Source organism: Streptomyces sp. NPDC016851, from assembly GCF_055562795.1.
In genome coordinates this window covers 125,511-142,861 of sequence record NZ_JBVHEP010000004.1, presented here as the reverse complement: position 1 = coordinate 142,861, position 17,351 = coordinate 125,511, and the positions used below count along the sequence as shown (strand labels likewise).

At 72.5% G+C, this 17,351-nt stretch carries 14 protein-coding genes; 6 read left to right on the top strand and 8 right to left on the bottom strand.

The features are described from left to right. The first annotated feature begins 50 nt into the window (after positions 1–50). Complete coding sequence (locus tag ACZ3I3_RS08415) at positions 51–842, top strand: hypothetical protein (RefSeq protein WP_467363568.1); 792 nt, start codon at positions 51–53, stop codon at positions 840–842. A gap of 34 nt (positions 843–876) precedes the next feature. On the opposite strand, the gene ACZ3I3_RS08410 is transcribed toward ACZ3I3_RS08415, so the two are convergent. The 6 genes from ACZ3I3_RS08410 to afsR all read right to left on the bottom strand — a co-directional run bounded on the left by ACZ3I3_RS08410 (position 877) and on the right by afsR (position 8,430). Further along, complete coding sequence (locus ACZ3I3_RS08410) at positions 877–1,515, bottom strand: LuxR C-terminal-related transcriptional regulator (RefSeq protein WP_467363567.1); 639 nt, start codon at positions 1,513–1,515, stop codon at positions 877–879. A gap of 102 nt (positions 1,516–1,617) precedes the next feature. After that, the gene (locus ACZ3I3_RS08405) at positions 1,618–2,535 is read right to left on the bottom strand and encodes an LLM class F420-dependent oxidoreductase (RefSeq protein WP_467364002.1); all 918 of its coding nucleotides are present in this window, start codon (positions 2,533–2,535) and stop codon (positions 1,618–1,620) included. A 2-nt stretch (positions 2,536–2,537) separates the two neighbouring features. Further along, positions 2,538–3,773, bottom strand: a complete 1,236-nt coding sequence (locus tag ACZ3I3_RS08400; protein WP_467363565.1) for an amidohydrolase family protein — start codon at positions 3,771–3,773, stop codon at positions 2,538–2,540. A 127-nt stretch (positions 3,774–3,900) separates the two neighbouring features. Then, a complete protein-coding gene (locus tag ACZ3I3_RS08395; protein ID WP_467363564.1) occupies positions 3,901–4,827 on the bottom strand; it encodes a hypothetical protein in 927 nt (308 codons plus the stop codon). A gap of 191 nt (positions 4,828–5,018) precedes the next feature. Continuing rightward, positions 5,019–5,204, bottom strand: coding sequence for a hypothetical protein (locus ACZ3I3_RS08390; RefSeq protein ID WP_356925993.1), 186 nt, complete (start codon positions 5,202–5,204; stop codon positions 5,019–5,021). 214 nt (positions 5,205–5,418) lie between these two features. Continuing rightward, a complete protein-coding gene (afsR, locus tag ACZ3I3_RS08385; protein ID WP_467363562.1) occupies positions 5,419–8,430 on the bottom strand; it encodes an SARP-family global regulator AfsR in 3,012 nt (1,003 codons plus the stop codon). A gap of 328 nt (positions 8,431–8,758) precedes the next feature. Here afsR and ACZ3I3_RS08380 point away from each other — a divergent pair, with 328 nt between their 5' ends. Further along, positions 8,759–9,685, top strand: a complete 927-nt coding sequence (locus ACZ3I3_RS08380; protein ID WP_467363560.1) for an SMP-30/gluconolactonase/LRE family protein — start codon at positions 8,759–8,761, stop codon at positions 9,683–9,685. Here ACZ3I3_RS08380 and ACZ3I3_RS08375 read toward each other — a convergent pair. Beyond that, complete coding sequence (locus ACZ3I3_RS08375) at positions 9,648–11,285, bottom strand: FadD3 family acyl-CoA ligase (RefSeq protein WP_467363559.1); 1,638 nt, start codon at positions 11,283–11,285, stop codon at positions 9,648–9,650. The genes ACZ3I3_RS08380 and ACZ3I3_RS08375 overlap by 38 nt on opposite strands. Before the next feature lie 105 nt (positions 11,286–11,390). Here ACZ3I3_RS08375 and ACZ3I3_RS08370 point away from each other — a divergent pair, with 105 nt between their 5' ends. The 4 genes from ACZ3I3_RS08370 (at position 11,391) to ACZ3I3_RS08355 (ending at position 14,770) form a co-directional block, all read left to right on the top strand. After that, the gene (locus ACZ3I3_RS08370; RefSeq protein WP_467363557.1) at positions 11,391–12,551 is read left to right on the top strand and encodes a lipid-transfer protein; all 1,161 of its coding nucleotides are present in this window, start codon (positions 11,391–11,393) and stop codon (positions 12,549–12,551) included. A 1-nt stretch (position 12,552) separates the two neighbouring features. Then, positions 12,553–12,966: a Zn-ribbon domain-containing OB-fold protein gene (locus ACZ3I3_RS08365; protein ID WP_467363556.1), complete on the top strand. Its 414-nt coding sequence runs from the start codon at positions 12,553–12,555 to the stop codon at positions 12,964–12,966. Next, the gene (locus tag ACZ3I3_RS08360) at positions 12,963–13,736 is read left to right on the top strand and encodes an enoyl-CoA hydratase/isomerase family protein (protein ID WP_467363555.1); all 774 of its coding nucleotides are present in this window, start codon (positions 12,963–12,965) and stop codon (positions 13,734–13,736) included. The genes ACZ3I3_RS08365 and ACZ3I3_RS08360 overlap by 4 nt, the downstream gene beginning before the upstream one ends. Positions 13,737–13,819: 83 nt before the next feature. Beyond that, positions 13,820–14,770, top strand: coding sequence for an alpha/beta fold hydrolase (locus ACZ3I3_RS08355; protein WP_467364001.1), 951 nt, complete (start codon positions 13,820–13,822; stop codon positions 14,768–14,770). Between the two features lie 19 nt (positions 14,771–14,789). On the opposite strand, the gene afsK is transcribed toward ACZ3I3_RS08355, so the two are convergent. Beyond that, positions 14,790–17,168: a protein serine/threonine kinase AfsK gene (gene afsK, locus ACZ3I3_RS08350; protein WP_467363554.1), complete on the bottom strand. Its 2,379-nt coding sequence runs from the start codon at positions 17,166–17,168 to the stop codon at positions 14,790–14,792. Between the last annotated feature and the right edge of the window lie 183 nt (positions 17,169–17,351).

Here is a 17,351-nt window from a genome sequence, read left to right as displayed (position 1 = left end):
CCTCCTTCCCCCACACAACCGCAGCCTTCCTTCCCCCACAGGAGAACCCCATGACACGCATCGGCCGCTCGAGAAGCCACCGGAGCAAGAAGAAGCGCATCACCCTCGCCCTGGCCCCGGTCGCGGCCGTCGCGGTGGCCGTACCGCTGATGAATCCCGCGGGTGCCGCCACCCCCTCCGAAGTGACCGCCGACTGCGCGGCCGACTCCGACAAGCTGGAGAACTGCGAGTTCGTCGACGTCCAGTTCAAGCGGAACAGCCTCGGCCCCAATCAGCGCGTCTCCGCGGTGACCGACAACTGCGGATCGACGAGCACCGCCTCGAAGACCTTCAACGTGAGCACGTCCGTCACCAGGACCACTCAGCTGGAGGACGGATTCACCGCGGGCGCCGACACGAAACTCGGCAATTCGTTCTTCGAGATCGGCGCGAAGTTCAGCACGTCCGAGATCAACATCACGCGTGACGACAAGACGACCAGCTTGCAGTTCAGCAGGACGGACACCGTGCAGCCCGACAGCGTCGGGTTCTTCATGTGGTCCGCGAAGCGCACCGACGTGAGCGGCTACCTCAAGGCCACGTACAAGGAGGCGCAGGACGGCGGCAAGGTCTTCTTCTCCCCGGGCGAGGGCGCCACGAGCGTGCACGTCTTCTATCCGCAGATCCTGAAGAACGGCACTCCCGACGGGCGGCTGTGGCTGCGCAACGTGAAGTGCGGAACGCCTGAGGCGTCGGGTCTGAAGAATTCCACGCGCGCCCTGCGGTCCGAACCGGGATTCGGTGCGGCCGGCGCGAACGTCACCGATGTCGAGATCCCGCTGTCGGAGATTCCGGCGGAGTAGAAGAGCGGAGTAGAAGAACCGCTTCCCGAGATTCTCAGATGCGAAGCACGGGCGCGGCTCCCAGCCACCTCAGGACCGCGTCCGTGCTGCCGCGTGCGTCCAGCTTGGCGTAGATGTTGCTGAGGTTGTTGCGGACGGTCTTCTCGCTCAGCCGTAACCGCAGCCCGATCTCCTGCGCGCCCAGCCCGGTCGACAGCAGCTCCATGATCTGCCGCTCGCGCGGGGAGAGTCGCCCGCGCAGCCGTTCCAGCGCCGTGTCCTGCGTGGACGCCCGCCGGGCCCCCTCGCGCAGGGCCGCGCAGGCCGCCGGGGAGAGGTAGGTGTGCCCGATGGTGGCCCCGACGACGGCCGAGGAGAGCATGCAGGTGCAGTAGTCGCCCTCGACCAGGTACCCGGCGCCGGACCGGAACACCTCCACGATGGTCTCGGCATCCCGGTCCGGCCCGATCACGATCACCGGCACGCCGCCGGCCCTCAACTGCCGCAGTGCGTCGACCGGTTCGGCGCAGCGCAGGACGACGACGTCGACGCCGCCCGGGACCCGGAAGGGCGGGGGCGGACGCAGGCTCACCGCCCGTTCGACGTACGGGTCGTCCGGGGACGGCCAGTCGGGATGCGGCCAGGGGCCCTCCGGGCAGGCGAGGGCGACGGAGAGTTTCCGGGAAGTGCGCACGCCATTGTGTCCTTCCGCCGAAGCCGTACGAGTCCGTACGTGTCCGTACGTCCGTACATACGGAGATCGACGTGGACATGTTCAAGCTTTCAAGGAACGCGCTTACGGCAGCAGGGGCGCGACCTCCTCACCGAACTGCTCGATCTGCGCGACGAGTTCGGCCCGGCTCCGGCTGCGGAACCGCACCTGGACCTGGTCCACTCCCATCGCGGAAAAGGCCCGCAGCGACTCGGCGACCGCCTCGGCGGGCCCGCTGACCGTCCGCCGCCCGACGTCCCAGCCCGCCGCCCCGACGTACAGGGGCTCGGCGATGGCCCCGACGGTGAACGGCCCCTCGACCCCGGCCTCTTCCCTGAGCCGCCGCACCCGCGCGATCCGGTCCGGCATGACATCCCTCGGGTCTCCCTGCGGCAGCCAGCCGTCGCCCTTGAGCGCCGCCCGCCGCAGAGCGGCCGGCGAGGAACCGCCGACCCAGACGGGGATCCGGTCCTGCGCCGGGCGGGGCCGCTGCCCGAGCCCCTCGAAGTCGTAGAACTTGCCGTGGTGTTCGGGGAACTCCTCCGGCCCGAGGGCGGCGCGCAGGGCGTCGATCGACTCGTCCAGCACGGCGCCGCGCCGCTCGAAGTCGGCCCCCAGCGCCTCGAACTCCTCCCGCACGTGCCCGGCCCCGACCCCGAGGACCACCCGCCCGCCGGACAGATGGTCGAGGGTGGCGTACTGCTTGGCAGTGAGCAGCGGATGCCGTAGCCCCACCACGGCGACGTGACTGAGCAGCCGGGTCCGCTCGGTGGCCGCCGCGAGGAAGCCGAGAGTGGCGACCGGGTCGTACCAGACCGTGCTCATCGCGGACGCGAGGCGGCGCGGGATGGCGACGTGGTCGCAGCACGCCAGGTAGGCGAAACCGGCGCGGTCGGCGGCACGGGCCACGGCGAGCAGGTCCTCGGGCCCGGCGGCGGCTTCCCAGGGCTCGGCGTAGATCGTGCTCTGGGACTGGACCGGGAGCTGGATCCCGTAGGCCAGGCTCACCGCCCCCCGTCCCAGAGTCCGTCGTCGGTCAGGCCCAGCAACTCGATCGCGTTCCGCCTCACGATCCGCTCGACCACGTCCGGCTCCAGGTGCCCCATCTGCGCCTCGCCGACCTCACGGGACTTGGGCCAGGTGGAGTCGGAGTGGGGATAGTCGGTCTCGTAGAGGACGTTGCCCAGTCCGATCGCGTCCAGGTTGCGCAGCCCGAAGGCGTCGTCGAAGAAGCAGCCGTAGACGTGCTCGGCGAACAACTCGGACGGCGGCCGGTGCACCTTGTCGGCGACGCCGCCCCAGCCGCGGTTCTCCTCCCACACGACGTCGGCCCGCTCCAGGATGTAGGGAATCCAGCCGATCTGCCCCTCGGCGTACATGACCTTGAGGTTCGGGAACTGCTCGAACTTGCCGCTCATCAGCCAGTCGACCATCGAGAAGCAGCAGTTGGCGAAGGTGATGGTGGAGCTGACGGCGGGCGGGGCGTCGGCGGAGGTGGAGGGCATCCGGCTGCTGCTGCCGATGTGCATGGCGACGACCGTGCCGGTCTCGTCGCACGCGGCGAGGAAGGGGTCCCAGTCATCGGTGTGGACCGAGGGCAGCCCGAGGTAGGGCGGGATCTCGGAGAAGGCGACGGCACGGACCCCGCGGGCGGCGTTGCGCCGGACCTCCTCGGCGGCCAGCTGGGGGTCCCAGAGCGGGATCAGGGTGAGCGGGATGAGCCGCCCGTGCGCCTCGGGCCCGCACCACTCCTCCACCATCCAGTCGTTGTAGGCACGGACGCAGAGCAGCCCCAGCTCGTGGTCCTTGGCCTCGGTGAAGGTCTGGCCGCAGAAGCGCGGGAACGTCGGGAAGCACACGGCGGACTGGACGTGGTTGACGTCCATGTCGGCGAGCCGCGCCGGGACGTCGTAGGAGCCCGGCCGCATCTGCTCGTAGGTGATGACCTCCAGGCGTATCTCGTCCCTGTCGTACCCGACGGCGGTGTCCAGGCGGGTCAGGGGCCGGCGGAGGTCCTCGTAGACCCACCAGTCACCGACGGGACCGTCGTCCCCGGGCGCGCCCATCACGGGCTTGAAGCGCCCGCCCAGGAACGTCATCTCCTTCACGGGCGCACGGACGATCCGGGGACCGACGCCCCGGTACTTCTCCGGGAGCCGGTCCTGCCAGACGGTCGCGGGCTCCACGGTGTGGTCGTCCACGGAGATGATCAGCGGAAACGTGCTCTCGTGGGTGTCCATGGGCCCACGGTAGCGCTGATCTGACGACCCGTCAGCTACGGGTACTGGAGCGTTTGGGCGCCGCCGGCCACAGCGCACCTGGGCGTGTCCGTCACCCGTTGGCCCACCTGCTCCGATCCCCCTCCCCTCACCCCGGAGCGAGCAAGGCCGCGCGGATCTCCTTGATCATTTGGTCCGGGTTACGGAACACGTCCTGGGCGGTGAAGCGCAGGAGGCTGCGCACCTCGGGGCACTGGAGGACCTGGTTGAAGCGGGAGACGTCCCGTCGGTGAGCCTCGCGTGTGCCGTGGTAGGCGTACCCCTCGATCTCGACCGCCAGACCCTCACGCCGGAAGAGGAAGTCGAGGACGACTCGTCGGCCGAGAGGGGTGAACAGCTGGACCTGGCTCTCGGGCCGGAGGCCGGCGTCGGCCATGCGCAGGCGGGCCACCGTCTCGGCCGGCGACCCGGCCCGGGGGTCGCACAGGCCGAGCCATCGGCGGGCTCTCGCCGAACCCTGCGAAGGGGAAGCCAGCGCCGCCACCACCGCGTCCACGGCGACAAGGGGCGCCCGCCGCACCCCGCCGACCCGGCGGTAGGTCACCGCCGACTCCAGGGCCACGAGCGCGTCGTCCCTCGGGAGCGAGCGAAGCAGGTCGGCGACGGTCCGGAGCGGGCTCGTGAGCCGCAGGCCGTACCGCAACGCCACGTCCCCGCCCTCGAGGAGCGTCCGACGGACGCGCACGTCCTTGACCTTGCCGCGGAAGCTGAGGGCCGGGTCGATGAACTCCAGGCACGCCTCGGCGGTCGGGGTGAGGGTTTCGATACGCCACAGTGCGGCAGCGGAACGGTGACTCACGACAAGTCGGGGGTTGAGCAGCTGGACGGCTCGGAGCCGCGTGGGCAGGTCCGGGGCCCGGCCCGGCTCCACCCAGGCACCCGACTGCAGGCGGCCCCAGCCCTCCGACCTGAGGGCACGAGTGAGGCTCCGCGCGGGCCAACCGGCTTCCAGGGCGCGGCAGGTGAGCAGCACGCCGCCTTGTGCCAACTCCCGCAGCGCCTTCCGTTCCTCCATGCCGCCAAGATCGCAGGAATACGGTACGGCTTGGCGGCCTGTGGATAACTCTCGGGCTTCCGCGAGGCACCCAGGTCATCGCGGACACACCTCGGCCGCGACGGCTCCCCCTCCGCGCCGCCGCGGCCGAACCCCGTGTGGAGGTGGCTTGCTCGCCCCCGTCGCCTTCCCCCGTCGCCTGCGCCGGTCGCCTACTTCGTCGGCTTGAAGGGCTCCGACGTGGCGTGCAGGTCCTTGGTCTCCAGCGGCTCGTCGGTGGCGTGCAGGTCCTGCTTCTTCACGGCCCCCTCTTCCGTGGCGTGCAGGTCCTCCGTCGAGGCCTCGCCGTCCGTGCCGCCCGTGGCGTGCAGGTCCTGCGGCTTGAGCTCGTCGCCCATATCGTCAACTCCCCTTGGCATGGATCAAGCAGTGGTCGGCGGGCCCGCCCGGTCACTCCCCCGAGGGTGGCCGTGCGGACCCGCCCGGGCCGCTCACCCTAGTTCCGTGGTGGCAGGCCCTGCGCAGTGACCCGTCTGCCCCCCGACGCGACGGATCGACTGCCTCAAGCATGGCGGGGAGCGATAAACGAATGATGAACGCGTGCCCCGGACCTCAGGCCGCCCGCACCGGCGACAGCAGCGCGCGCACCTCGGCGGCCTCGGGCGAGCCCAGCTCCTCGTAGATCGCCGCCGCCTCCTGCCAGCACACCTGGGCCCGGCCGGTCTGCCCTATACCGCTGAGCGCGCGGCCGAGGACGGTGAGGACGTTGCCCCGCCGCCAGTCCCCGCCGATGCCGCGCAGCACGGTCAGTGCCATCTCGGCGTTGGCGGCGGCCTGTGCGGGACGCCGGGCGGCCAGATCCACCTCGGCCAGCCGGAACAGGCTCATGCCCTCCCACAGGCGCTGCCTGCTGTCCCGGAACACCTCCAGCGCCTCCTGGAGCCGGCCGGCCGCGTCGCCCAGCTCACCGCTCTGGGTGAGGGCGAGGCCGAGGGCGTAGCGGGCGTTCGCCCCGCGCATGGAGTTGCCCATGGCGTCGTAGATGTCGATGCCCTCCTGGGCCAGGGCGACCGCGCTCTGGGTCCGCCCGGTCGCGAGGTGGATCCGGGAGAGGTTGCACAGCGCGGCGGCCTCGCCGGGGCGGTCCCCCAGGGCCCGGAAGTGCTCGATGGCCCGGGAGAGGTGTTCCTCGCCGTCCTCGTGCCGGTTCTGGTAGAGCGCGATGATGCCGCGTGCGTTGGTCGCCCAGCAGACGGGAAGCAGGTCGCCGGCCTGCTGCGCGAGGACGATGGCCCGTTCCGCCTCCTGGTCGGCCCGCTCGAAGCGGCCGCCGACGTGGTGGACGTTGACGAGCGTCATGAGCGCCCGGGCCTCCGCCCGCGCGAGGCCGAACTGCCGCGCCGCGTCCAGGAGCGCCTCGGCCGTCGCCTCGTACTCCCGGGAGTTGGCGCCCGACTCGGACAGGTCGTGCGCGGCCCACAACAGGTCGATCGCCCGGGGAAGGGTGTCCGGCAACCCCGCGGACTGCCGTACGCACGCGAGGAGGCAGATGGCCTCCGCGTACAGCCAGTCCTGCGCCGCGTGCCGGCTGTCGAACCGCAGGCCCGGATAGGAGGCCGGCTCCAGACGGTCCACCAGCCCGTCGCCGGGCCGCTCGATCGCGTACACCCCGGCCGCGGACGCCAGGTAGAAGTCCAGCAGCCGCGACAGTGCCGCCGCGCGCTCACTCGGCGTCTGCTCGTCCCTCTCCGCGCACGCACGCGCGTAGAGCCGCACCAGATCGTGGAAGCGGTAGCGGCCGGGAGCGGCCGACTCCAGCAGGGACGTGTCCACCAGGGACTCCAGGAGGTCCTCCGTGTCCTCGACCGGAAGGTCGAGGACCGCCGCTGCCGCCGGGAGGGAGATGTCCGGGCCGTCGGCCAGGCCCAGCAGGCGGAAGGCGCGGGCCTGGGCGGGCTCCAGCTGGCCGTAGCCCAGTTCGAAGGTGGCCTTCACCGCCAGGTCGCCGGCCTGGAGTTCGTCCAGGCGGCGGCGTTCGTCGGCGAGCTTCGCCGCGAGGACCGACACCGTCCAGGTCCGGCGGGCCGCCAGGCGGGAGGCCGCGATACGGATCGCCAGCGGCAGGAAGCCGCAGGCCGCGACCACGTCCAGGGCGGCCTCCCGCTCGGACGCCACCCGCTCCTCGCCCACGATCTTCGTGAACAGGGCCAGGGCCTCGTCCGGCGACATCACGTCCAGGTCGATCAGATGGGCACCCGCCAGGTCCACCATCCGCACCCGGGAGGTGACCAGTGCGGCGCAGCCGTCCGTGCCGGGCAGCAGGGGACGGATCTGGGCGGCGTCGCGGGCGTTGTCCAGCAGGACCAGGACGCGGCGGCCGGCCAGGACCGAGCGGTACAGCGCCGCGCGCTCCTCCAGGGAGTCGGGGATCGCCGTGTCGGCCGTGCCGAGGGCGCGCAGGAAGGAGCCCAGGACCGTCTCCGGATCCGCCGCCCGGGCGCCCGCGCCCTGGAGGTCGACGTACAACTGCCCGTCCGGGAACGCCCCGCGCGCCTGGTGGGCCACGTGCACGGCGAGGGTCGTCTTGCCCACGCCGCCGATGCCGGCCAGGGCCGAGACCGCCATGACCCGGTTCTCGGCCGCGGCCAGGATGTCGCCGAGCTCGCGCACGAAGCCGGAGCGCCCGGTGAAGTCCGGCACCGTCGCGGGCAGCTGGGCCGGACGGACCGGGACGGCGGCCGGCTCGGGGGCCGGTGAGGAGGGCTCGGCGAGACCCGGGTCCGCCTGGAGGATCCGCTGTTGCAGTTCGCTCAGGCCGGGGCGCGGGTCCACGCCCAGTTCGTCGGCGAGCAGGCGCCGGGTGTCGGCGTACACCGCGAGGGCCTCGGCCTGGCGGCCGCTGCGGTACAGCGCCAGCATCAGCAGCTCGCGGAGCCGCTCGCGCAGCGGATGGGCCGCGGTGAGGGCGGTGAGCTCCGAGACGGCCTCCGCGTGGCAGCCCTGCTCCAGGTCCATGTCCAGCCGGGACTCGACGAGCTGGAGCCGCCACTCCTCCAGGCGGACGCGCTGTGCCTCCGCGTAGGGGCCCGGCACGCCGGCCAGGGTCTCCCCGTCCCACAGGGCGAGGGCCTGCCGCAGCACCTCGCGGGCGTGGCAGAGGTCGCCGGCCGACCGGGCCTTCTCCGCCTCGGTCGCCAGGTCCTGGGCGACGGTCACGTCCAGGGCGCCGTCGCCGAGGTCCCGTACCGCGTACCCGCCGGATTCGCTGACCAGGACGCCTGGGTCCAGCACTTTGCGTAGCCTGGAGGCGTACGTGCGCAGCGCCGCCAGGGCCTGCGAGGGCGGTTCCTCGCCCCAGAGGGCGTCGATCAGCTCGGCGGCCGTGGCCGTACGGCCCTCGCGCAGCAGCAGGGCGGCGAGCAGGGCGCGCTGCTGGGGGGAACCGGTGGCGAGCGGCTCGTCGCCCCGCCAGGCGCGCACCGGTCCGAGCACGCCGAAGCGCAGCGCCGCCCGCGCCGTCGATCCCCCCGACTCCACCGACTCCGGCGACTTCGGCGGCTCCGCCGAGGAGTCGGAACGCCGCTGCTCCGGTACGCGCGGTACACCGTCCGGTACACCGTCCATGCAGTCCCCCTAGACATCCTGAGCAACCACGCCAGTTTGCCTTGTGCGCGGCGGATACGTCAGCCGTGGGAGACACCGATCACAGGGCGACGCACGGGAGTCCACAAGGTCCGCACACTCTCTCCGCTTCCAGGGGACCTCGCTCCGCACGGATACCGGGAGGGGGTTGGAGCGATTGGGTCACGGGGCAGGTGAGTTTCCCAGGCAACAGGAGCCGCAAGGCGCCCATACGCTCCAGTTTCCCCGTGTTGGCGGGGGTGAGTGGGAGCGGTGGGCGGCATAGTGGTCGGGCAGATCGAGAGTTGGACCGAGGGTGAGGTGGCGGGGTATGCCTGGGGAGCAACCGCAGACGTACGAGACCCTCGACGAGCGGTTTCGGAGCGGGCGGTGTCAGGCCGGGGACTCGCGGCTGGAGACGCTTTTCGAGGGGTGCCGGTGGGCCGAGGGGCCGGTGTACGTGCCGGCCGGGCGGTATCTGCTGTGGAGTGACATCCCGAACGACCGGCTGCTGCGCTGGGACGAGACCACCGGGTCCGTCGGGGTGTTCCGCTCGCCCGCCGGGTATCCCAACGGGAACACCCTGGACGGGCAGGGGCGGCTCATCACCTGTGAGCAGGGCAACCGGCGGGTGACCCGGACCGAGCACGACGGGTCGGTCACGGTGATCGCCGAGCGGTTCCGGGGGAAGCGGCTCAACAGCCCGAACGACGCCGTGGTCAGGTCCGACGGGTCGGTGTGGTTCTCCGACCCCGAGTTCGGGATCGCGACCGACTACGAGGGGCACCGCGGGGAGAGCGAGATCGGGGCCCGGAACGTGTACCGCGTGGACCCGGGCAGCGGCGAGGTGCGGGTGGCCGCCGAGGGGTTCCAGGGGCCGAACGGGCTGGTGTTCTCCCCCGACGAGAGCAAGCTGTACGTGTCGGACAGCCTGGCCAATCACATCCGCGTGTTCGACGTCCGGCCGGACTCCACCCTGACCGGCGGTGATGTCTTCGCCGAGTGCCGCGACGGCACGTTCGACAACATCCGGTTCGACGACGAGGGGCGCCTGTGGGCCGCCGCCCTGCACGGCGGTGTGCACTGCTACGACCCCGACGGCACGCTCCTCGGCCGAGTCCTGGTGCCCGGCACGGTGGCCAACATCCGGTTCGGCGGCCCCCGGCGCAACCGGCTGTTCATCGCCGCCGACACCACCCTGTACTCCCTGGTCATGTCCGTCACCGGGACCCCGGCGCTGCCGCCGGCCGACCGCTGAGCAGGCCGTCCCGCAACGCGCCCTTCACGACCTTTCCGCTCGCGTTGCGGGGCAGTTCCGCCACGAACTCCACCGTTCTCGGAACCTTGTAGTTGGCCATCTCCCTGCGGGACCAGGCGATCAGGTCGTCGGCGGTCAGCAGTGCGCCCGGCCGCCGTACGACGTACGCCTTGCCGACCTCGCCCAGCCGGGCGTCGGGGACGCCGATCACCGCGACGTCCGCCACGTCCGGGTGGACGCTCAGGAGTTGCTCTATCTCGGCGGGGTAGGCGTTGAAGCCGCCGACGATGAACATGTCCTTGAGGCGGTCGGTGATGCGCAGGTTGCCCCCGGCGTCCAGGACGCCCACGTCGCCCGTGCGCAGCCAGCCGTCCTCCGAGAGCACCTCGGCGGTGGCCGCCGGGTCCTCGTAGTAGCCGGTCATGACGTTGAAGCCGCGGACCAGGACCTCGCCCGGTGTGCCGGGTCCCAGGGGCTCGCCCCGCCCGTCCACGACCCGGACCTCGGTGCCGGGGATCGCGCGGCCCGACGTCGACGCGATCACCGTCGGGTCGTCGCCGCGCCGGCACATCGTGACGACGCCGCCCGCTTCGGAGAGGCCGTAGGCCGTCAGGACCGTGCCGACGCCGAGTTCCCCGCGCAGCCGCTCGACGAGCGTCAGCGGCACCACCGCCGCTCCCGTCACCACGAGGCGCAGTGCCGACAGGTCGTGGGCGTCCCGTGCCGGATGGTCGAGGAGGGACTGGAGGAGGGTCGGCGGGCCGGGAAGCACGGAGATCCGTTCGGCCGCGATGTTGGCGAGGACCGTGTTCACGTTGAACACCGGCTGGGGGATCATCGTCGCGCCCCGCATCAGACAGGCGATCACCCCGGCCTTGTAGCCGAAGGTGTGGAAGAACGGGTTGACGATGAGGTAGCGGTCGCCCCGGGTCAGGCCCGCCAGGTCGCTCCAGATGTCGTAGGCGCGCAGCGTCTGGGCGTGGGTGATGACCGCGCCCTTCGGGCGGCCCGTCGTGCCCGAGGTGAAGACGATGTCCGAGGGCCGGGAGCCGTCGACCGCGTCCGCCCTCGCCCGCACCTGTGCCGGCGCGACAGTCTCTCCGCTCGCCAGGAAGTCCTTCCAGGTGCGGAAGTCGGCCGGGGCGTCCGCCGAGAGGACCACCACGTGCTGCAGGTCCGGCAGGCCGGGCAGCGGTCCGGTGCCCGGGCCCTGCCCGGCGGCTCGGCGCAGCGACGCCACGTACGAGGTGCCGAGGAACGTGCCCGTCACGAACAGCAGCCTGGCCCCGCTGCGGCGCAGCACGTCCGCCGCCTCCGTGCCCTTGAAGCGGGTGTTCAGCGGGACGAGCACCGCGCCCGCGGTGACCGCGCCCAGGGCGCCGGCGATCCAGTCGAGCGTGTTCGGCGCCCAGATGCCGACCCGGTCGCCCGGTCGGACGCCGTGCGCCAGGCAGGCCGCCGCCGCGCGCTCCACGCGGGCGCCCAGCTCCGCGTAGGTGATCCGGGTACGGCCCTCGACGACCGCCTCGACGTCCGCGTACCGCTCGGCCGCCGCGCGCACCAGGCCCGGGATGCTTCCCCACTCCGTATCCGCTCGCACCGCAAGCCTCCCCAGCAGTAGCCGGCACAGGAGCTGACTGTCCGTCAGATTAGCTGTAATCTGACGGCCTGTCAGCGAACCGTTCGGCCCGGAGGTGCGCGCAGCATGGCAGCAGGATCGGGCGGCATCAAGGACGCCACCGCCATCGTCGGCATAGGCCAGACGCCCTTCGCCAAGCGGCTCCCCGAGGACGAGCGCACCCTCGCCTGCCGTGCCGTCCTGGCCGCCCTCGACGACGCCGGGATCGCGCCCGGCGAGGTCGACGCCCTCGCCTCCTACACCATGGAGGAGACGGACGAGGTGGAGCTGGCGAAGGCCTGCGGCTTCGGTGACCTGACGTTCTTCAGCAAAGTCGGCTACGGAGGCGGCGGTTCGTGTGCCACGGTCGCCCATCTCGCCGCCGCCGTCGCCGCCGGGCAGGCGAGCGTCGGGGTCGCCTGGCGGTCGCGCAAGCGGGGCAGCGGGCCCCGGCCGTGGACGAACACCGCCGTCCAGCTGCCCACTCCGGCCCAGTGGACCCGCCCGTTCGGACTGCTCCGGCCGGTCGACGAGATCGCCATGCTGGCCCGCCGCTACATGCACGAGTACGGGGCCACCCGGGACCACCTGTTCAACGTCGCCCTGGCCTGCCGCAACCGGGCCAACCAGAACCCGGCCGCGATCATGTACGACCGGCCCCTCACCCGCGAGATGTACATGACGTCCCGCTGGATCAGCGAGCCGCTCTGCCTCTTCGACAACTGCCTGGAGACGGACGGGGCGCTGGCCTGTGTCGTCGTCTCCGCCGAGCGCGCCCGGGACTGCCGCCGCAAGCCCGTGTACGTCCACTCCGCCGCCCAGTCGCTCCCCGCCCAGCACCACGGCATGGTCAACTACTGGAACGACGACCCCCTCACGGGCCCGGCCTGGGCCGCCGCCCGGCATCTGTGGAAGCACTCCGACCTGACACCTCAGGAGGTGGACGTCGCCCAGATCTACGACGCCTTCACGCCCCTGGTCCTGCTGTCCCTGGAGGGTTACGGCTTCTGCGGGCGGGGCGAGGGCGGGGCGTTCACCGAGGGCGGGGCGCTGGAGACCGGCGGGCTGCTGCCCGTGAACACCGGCGGGGGCGGGCTGTCCGAGGCCTACGTCCACGGCTTCAACCTCGTCAACGAAGGGGTGAAGCAGTTGCGCGGGACCAGTACCGCGCAGGTGCCGGGCGCCTCGGTCTGTCTGGTCACCGCGGGCGAGGGCGTCCCGACCTCCGCCGTGCTGCTGAGGAGTTGACATGCTGCGTCCCGTCACCGACACCGACGGCGCCCCCTTCTGGGAGTACGCCGCCCTGGGCGAGCTGCGGGTCCAGGCCTGCGCCGGCTGCGGTGAGCTCCGCTTCCCGCCCCGGCCCTGCTGCCCGCACTGCCAGTCCTTCCAGACCGAGTGGCGCCGGATGTCCGGCCGGGGCCGCGTCTGGTCGTACGTCGTCCCGCATCCGCCGCTGCTGCCCGGCTACGCCGAACTGGCGCCGTACAACGTGGTCGTCGTCGAACTCGACGAGGCGCCGCGCATCCGGCTCGTCGGCAACCTCGTCGCCGGTCCCGGCCAGCCGATCGGCTCCCTCCCGGCGGACCGTCTGAGGATCGGCGCCCGGGTGCGGGCCGTCTTCGACGACGGGCTTCCCCGATGGGTCCCGGAGCGGCCATGAGCAAGGTCCTGGTCAGTACCGACAAGGACAACGGTGTCGCCGTCGTCACCCTGAACCGGCCCGACCGGCTCAACGCCGTCGATCTGGAGATGGCCGGTGATCTGGCGCGGGTCTGGCGGGAGTTGCGGTTCGACGACTCCGTGCGGGCCGTCGTTCTCACCGGGGCCGGTGAGCGGGCCTTCTGTACGGGCATCGACCGGGACGCCGTCGTGCCGCAGCCGGACTCGCCCTACTCCCAGGACGATCCGCTGCTCGGCATCGGGCCGAAGGCGAACGACCTGTGGAAGCCGGTCGTCGCCGCCGTGCGCGGGATGGCCTGCGGGGGCGCCTTCTACCTGCTCGGGGAGGCGGAGTTCCTGGTCGCCGACACCACCGCCGCGTTCTTCGACCCGCACACCACCTACGGCATGGTCAGCGCCTACGAGACCGTCCTGATGGCCCAGCGCATGCCGTACGGGGAGGTCGCACGGATGGCGTTGATGGGGACGGCGGAGCGGATCTCCGCCCGGCGGGCGTACGAGATCGGGCTGGTGTCGGAACTCGTCGCGGAGGGCGAGGCGTTGGGGGCGGCGCGGGCGTGCGCCGCCGTTCTCGCCGGGTATCCGGCCGAGGCCGTGCAGGGGACCGTGCGGGCACTGTGGGCCGCGAGTGAGGCGGGGCGCTCCCGGGGCGTCGCACAGGCACCGCATCTGATCGCGCTCGGGAACGCGACGGGTGAGGAGCAGGCCCGGCTGTTCGCGGGGCGGCGGCGCGAGTACCGGTTGCGTTGAGCCGCCGGTCACGCCCAGGACCGGTTGCGCCAGGGAATCGTTTACCCATACACGCGTATGCTCGACGGGTGGTTGAGCATCGGATGATCGACGTGAACGGCATACGGCTGCACATCGCGGAGCAGGGCGAGGGCCCGCTCGTGGTGCTGCTGCACGGGTTCCCGGAGTCCTGGCACTCCTGGCGGCACCAGTTCGCTCCGCTGGCCGAGGCCGGTTTCCGGGTGGTCGCGCCCGACCAGCGCGGATACGGGCGCAGCGATCACCCCGAGGACGTGGCGGCGTACAGCATCCTGCACCTGGTGGGCGACGTGGTCGGGCTGGTCCACGCGCTGGGCGAGGAGCGGGCGTTCGTCGTCGGGCACGACTGGGGAGCGCCGGTGGCCTGGCACACCGCGCTGCTGCGGCCGGACGTGGTGCGCGGGGTGGCGGGGCTGAGCGTGCCGCCGCCGTTCCGGGGCGCGCAGCCGCCGCTCAAGACGATGCGGGAGCGGTTCGGCGGGCGCTTCTACTGGAACTACTTCGAGCAGCCCGGGGTCGCCGAGGCCGAGTTCACCGCCGACACCCGCGCCACCCTGCGCAAGCTGCTGTACTCCGCCTCCGGTGACGCCCCGGGCGCCGGACGCCCCGAGCAGGCTCTGGTCGACCCGGACCGCGGCTGGCTGGCGGACGCGCCCGACCCCGAGGTGCTGCCCGGGTGGCTGACCGAGGAGGACCTCGACGCCCTCACCGACAGCTACGCGCGGGGCTTCACCGGCGCGCTCAACTGGTACCGCAACCTGGACCGCAACTGGGAGCTGACCGCCCCCTGGCAGGCAGCGGTCGTGTCCCCGCCCGCGCTGTACGTGTACGGCGACCGGGATCTGGTCCCGGCCTTCCCGGGCACGCCCGAACTGATCGAGAAGCTGCCCGAGTTGATGCCGAACCTGCGCCGGAAGCCGCTCGTGCTGCCGGGCTGCGGCCACTGGACGCAGCAGGAGCGGCCCGCCGAGGTGAACGAGGCACTGCTGGACTTCCTGACGGAGCTGCGGGACTGACGCCCCGCGTGATCAGTCCCTAGCTGGTGCGCGCCGTGCCCGTGCCCTTCTCCGCGTCCAGCGCGTACACGCAGCGGTCCTTGCTGCACGCGTACACCACTCCGTCCCGCACGACCGGGGAGCCGGTGATCTCGCCGCCGGTGGCGAGCTTCCAGCGGAGCCGGCCGTCGTCGGCCTTCAGGGTGTAGAGCAGGTGGTCGGTGGAGCCGAAGTGGATACGGCCCTCGGCCACCGAGGGGGCGCCCACGATGTCGCCGCCCGCCTGGAAGCGCCACTTGGGTGTGCCGGTGACCGCGTCGAGGGTGTAGAGGCCCTTGCCGCTGCCCACGTGGACATGGCCGGCGGCGACCAGGACGGGGTCGACGGAGGCCCGGGACTCGGTGGCGATGCGCCAGCGGTCCCGGCCGTCGGTGGCGTCGAGGGCGTAGACCGTGCCGAGGTAGTCGGCGAGGTAGATGCCGCCGCCGGTGACGGCCGGGCCGGGGACGAACGTGGGCGGGGAGAGGAAGACGGCCGGGGCCTCGAAGTGCCACTTCACGTGCCCGGCGGCCACGTCGAGGGCGAGGACGCGGGTGCCGGCGCAGACGTAGACGTAGCCGTCGTTCGCCGGGGCGATCCGGACCGGGACGCCGCCGCAGGAGGCCGCGTCGCCGATGGGGTACGACCAGCGCTCGTCGCCGGTGCGGGCGTCCAGGGCGCGCAGCCGGGCGTCCTGCCACACGTAGACCGTGCCGTCGTGCAGGGCGGGCCCGGCCTCGGGCGACTCGAAGTCGCTCTGGCAGCCGGTGACCTCCCAGAGCTTCTGCCCGTTGGAGGCCTCCCAGCCCTGGACGCCTCCGCCCCGGGTGCCGGTGACGACCGTGCCGCGTTCGGCCTTGAGCGAGTAGACCCAGGCGTCCGTCTGGAGGCGCCACAGGTCGGCGCCCTCGCGGGCGTCGAGGGCGAACAGCGTGGGTCCGTCGGAGGCGTGGATACGGCCGTCCGCGACCGCCATGGACCAGGCGACGTCCCGGGTCTTGAAGCGGCGGCGGCCGGTGGCCACGTCCAGCGCGTGCACCTCGAAGGAGGTGACGTAGACGAGGTCGCCGTCGACGGAGGGGGTGCCCCAGACGTCGTTCGACATGCGGAAGCGCCAGGGCCGCCAGCCGCTCGCCTGCTCGGGCGGCGCGGCCGGGGCCGGCGGCGCGGCGACGGCGGGGCCCACGGCGGGGTCGGTGCCGTTGACGCCGGGGCGGGGCTTGGCCCAGGAGGCGGCGAGGGCGGCCTCGGGTGGGGGCGCCTTGACGGCGGCGGCGCGGACGTCGGCGACGCGCGGGCCCGGGCCGATGGGCACCTGGGCGCCGGCCAGCCGGACGGGGCCGGTGTCGGGGCCGCCGACCGGGGCGGGCACGGGCGCCGGGACGACGGGGTCGTGCGAGGGCGGGGGCGGGATGGGGGCGGGGCCCGGGGCGGGGCGTCCGCCGCCGCTGCGGCCGGCGCCGGGGGCGGGTTTGCCGGCCGGGCGGCCGTTGCGGCGGGTCTCGATCAGGCTCACCGCCCGCTCGGGCAGCCACGCGGAGGCCGTGCCGCTGTCGTCGGAGCCGGAGCCGAAGAGGTGGGGGGCGAGCTGGGCCTGGAGGTCGGCCGGGTTGGGGCGGGCCGTCGGGTCCATCTGCATACAGGACTCGATGAGCGGCCGCAGCTCGTCCGGGAGGCCCTCCAGGTCCGGGCCCTCGCGCAGCAGCATGAAGACGGTCTCGACCGGGTTGGCGCCATGGAAGGGCGGGTGCCCGGTGGCGGCGAAGACCAGCATGGAGCCGAGGGAGAAGACGTCGCTCGCGCCCGTGACGCTGCGGGAGTCCTTGGCCTGTTCGGGGGACATGTAGGCGGGCGTGCCCACGGCGACGTTCGTCATCGTCAGACGTGTGTTCGAAACGCCCGATGCGATACCGAAGTCGATCACCCGGGGGCCGTCCTCGACGACGAGGACGTTCGACGGCTTGAGGTCCCGGTGCACCAGCCCCGCCCCGTGGATGGACTGGAGCGCCTCGGCCACGCCCGCCGCCAGCCAGCGCACCGCCTGGGCCGGGAGCGGCCCGCAGTCGTTCACTATCTCTTCGAGGGAGGGCGCGGGAACGTACGCGGTGGCCAGCCACGGCACGGCGGCGCGCGGGTCGGCGTCCACGACCGCGGCCGTGTAGAAGCCGGAGACGGCGCGGGCCGCCTCCACCTCACGCGTGAAGCGGACCCGGAACAGCTGGTCCTCGGCGAGCTCCGTGCGAACGGTCTTGATCGCCACGCGCCGGCCGGACGCCGAGCGCGCGAGATAGACCAGCCCCATGCCGCCGGCACCCAGCCGTCCCAGCACCTCGAACGGCCCGATCCGCCGCGGATCGTGCTGTGTCAGCTGATCCACCACTCTGCCTGCCACCTCCCCGTACGAGCCGCGCCAAGCCACATGTTCCACGCGACCCCGTGCAGCGTCTCACCACCGCACCGCCATGGCGGCACGCACCCCGATTCTTCCTGGCCGGAGCCCTGGTTGCGAACCCGGTGACAATTGGGATGTCTCGGTACACAGGCGATCAAACAATGACCAAAC

Excerpts from the sequence above, each read along its gene's own strand:
- ACZ3I3_RS08415 (WP_467363568.1), top strand. The coding sequence starts at position 51 with ATGACACGCATCGGCCGCTCGAGAAGCCACCGGAGCAAGAAGAAGCGC.
- ACZ3I3_RS08400 (WP_467363565.1), bottom strand. The coding sequence starts at position 3,773 with ATGGACACCCACGAGAGCACGTTTCCGCTGATCATCTCCGTGGACGAC.
- ACZ3I3_RS08395 (WP_467363564.1), bottom strand. The coding sequence starts at position 4,827 with ATGGAGGAACGGAAGGCGCTGCGGGAGTTGGCACAAGGCGGCGTGCTG.
- ACZ3I3_RS08390 (WP_356925993.1), bottom strand. The coding sequence starts at position 5,204 with ATGGGCGACGAGCTCAAGCCGCAGGACCTGCACGCCACGGGCGGCACG.
- afsR (WP_467363562.1), bottom strand. The coding sequence starts at position 8,430 with ATGGACGGTGTACCGGACGGTGTACCGCGCGTACCGGAGCAGCGGCGT.
- ACZ3I3_RS08380 (WP_467363560.1), top strand. The coding sequence starts at position 8,759 with ATGCCTGGGGAGCAACCGCAGACGTACGAGACCCTCGACGAGCGGTTT.
- ACZ3I3_RS08370 (WP_467363557.1), top strand. The coding sequence starts at position 11,391 with ATGGCAGCAGGATCGGGCGGCATCAAGGACGCCACCGCCATCGTCGGC.
- ACZ3I3_RS08365 (WP_467363556.1), top strand. The coding sequence starts at position 12,553 with ATGCTGCGTCCCGTCACCGACACCGACGGCGCCCCCTTCTGGGAGTAC.
- ACZ3I3_RS08360 (WP_467363555.1), top strand. The coding sequence starts at position 12,963 with ATGAGCAAGGTCCTGGTCAGTACCGACAAGGACAACGGTGTCGCCGTC.
- ACZ3I3_RS08355 (WP_467364001.1), top strand. The coding sequence starts at position 13,820 with ATGATCGACGTGAACGGCATACGGCTGCACATCGCGGAGCAGGGCGAG.